At 33.4% G+C, this 1876-nt stretch carries 3 protein-coding genes; all 3 read left to right on the forward strand.

Features of this window, described 5'->3' with window-relative positions; translation table 11 throughout:
* Nucleotides 1-127: 127 nt before the first annotated feature.
* Nucleotides 128-472 carry a ribonuclease P protein component gene (gene rnpA / locus ACPYKA_RS17335; RefSeq protein ID WP_479543465.1) on the forward strand — a complete coding sequence of 115 codons (345 nt, stop codon included), beginning with the start codon at nucleotides 128-130 and terminating at the stop codon, nucleotides 470-472.
* Nucleotides 473-504: 32 nt separating this feature from the next.
* Nucleotides 505-1266 carry a YidC family membrane integrase SpoIIIJ gene (gene spoIIIJ / locus ACPYKA_RS17340; RefSeq protein WP_479543466.1) on the forward strand — a complete coding sequence of 254 codons (762 nt, stop codon included), beginning with the start codon at nucleotides 505-507 and terminating at the stop codon, nucleotides 1264-1266.
* On the forward strand, nucleotides 1263-1876 hold a 614-nt coding region (gene jag / locus ACPYKA_RS17345), incomplete at its 3' end, for an RNA-binding cell elongation regulator Jag/EloR (protein ID WP_479543467.1). The genes spoIIIJ and jag, both read left to right, overlap by 4 nt.

The raw sequence follows: 1876 nt of genomic DNA on the forward strand, positions 1-1876 counted from the left end.
CGTCAAGTTTTAGCTCGTCGCCGTCGTAAAGGAAGAAAGGTATTGTCTGCATAGGCCACTGAAGCAAGTCAGTGGTCTTTTTTCAGTTTTAATAGATTGAAGTAAAATTTAAAGGTGATTGTTTTAAATGAAAAAAGCTTACCGAGTGAAGAAAAATAGTGAGTTTCAGGAAATATTAAAAACCGGTAAATCCTTTGCAAATCGTGAGCTTGTCATATACTATAAAGAAAAACCGTTACAAACTCATTTTAGAATTGGAATATCAGTTGGAAAAAAAATTGGGAACGCAGTAACTAGAAATCGGATAAAACGATACATTCGTCAATCATTTATACAATTAGAAGATAAAGTTATTCCGGAAACAGATATAATTATAATTGCAAGAAAACCAGCAGTTGATATGGACTGTAAACAAATAAAAAATAGTCTTATTCATTTATTACGAAAGCAAAATCTTTTATTATATAGATAAGGTAGTTTGTTTACTGTTAGGAGGAAGTTATTTTGCGTAAGAAACTTTACATAATTTTGCTTTTGGTCGGTGTAGTAGCTCTGTTATCTGGATGTACAGATATTAATACCCCGATCAATGCAGAAAGTACAGGAGTTTGGAATAAATATTTTGTTTATCCAATGTCTGTGTTTATTATTTATTTTGCAAAAATTTTTAACTCGTATGGATGGGCAATTGTTGTAGTTACAGTTATTATCCGTGTAATTTTACTCCCACTTAATATTAAGCAGTTAAAAAGTTCAAAAGCAATGCAAGATATTCAACCTGAATTAAAAAAATTACAAGAAAAATATAGTTCAAAAGATGCGAATACACAACAAAAGTTGCAACAAGAGACAATGGCATTATTTCAGAAACATGGAGTTAATCCATTAGCGGGATGTTTACCAATCTTTGTACAAATGCCAATATTAATTGCCATTTATCACGCAATAATGCGTACTCAGGAAATCCAAGGTCATACTTTTTTATGGTTTGCACTTGATTCACCTGATTACATTTTACCGATCATAGCAGGGGCAGCGACGTACTTACAACAAAAATTTATGATGGCAGGTAGTCCTGCAGCTCAGAATCCACAAATGGTCGCAATGCTTTATATTATGCCAATTATGATTGCCGTTTTTGCCTTTTTCTTACCTGCTGCACTTGCATTATACTGGGTAGTGGGAAATATTTTCATGATAGGTCAAACATTGCTGATTCGTAAACCAATGATGAAAGATCCGAGTACTGGAGGAGAGAAAAAGTGAGAGAAGTAACTGCTAGTGGCCAAAGTGTTGAAGAGGCGGTTCAATCAGCTTTAGAGCAGTTAAATTTGTCAAAAGAAGAAGTTGAAATTGATGTAATTGATGAAGGTAAAAAAGGATTTTTAGGTTTATTCGGATCTGCTCTTGCCGTCGTAAAAGTAAGAGAAAAGAAGAATAATATTGCTGAAACGGAAGAATTTTTAAAAAATGTTTCCAAAAATATGGGTGTCGACGTAGAAATTACGACTACAATTGTGGACAACCATGTAACATTCCAATTATCCGGTGAGAAAATTGCTATTTTAATTGGAAAAAGAGGTAAAACTTTAAATGCTCTACAGTATTTAACTCAGTTAATAATAAATAAAAATGGGCGAAACTTTCATTCCGTAACTGTTGATGCGGAAGGGTATCGTGAAAGAAGAAAAGAAACACTTATTGAACTTGCACATAGAATGTCGGATAAAGCTAAACGTATTAAACGGAAAGTAGCACTTGAACCAATGCCTGCATATGAAAGAAAAATCATTCATAGTGCATTGCAAGATTCAAGTGAAGTAACAACTTATTCTGATGGAGTAGAACCACACCGTCATATCGTAATTAGTCCAAA

Source organism: Pseudogracilibacillus amylolyticus (SeqCode), from assembly GCF_051918545.1.
GTDB lineage: Bacteria > Bacillota > Bacilli > Bacillales > Amphibacillaceae > Pseudogracilibacillus.

Coding starts and splice junctions, on each gene's coding strand:
- rnpA (WP_479543465.1), top strand. CDS start 128: ATGAAAAAAGCTTACCGAGTGAAGAAAAATAGTGAGTTTCAGGAAATA.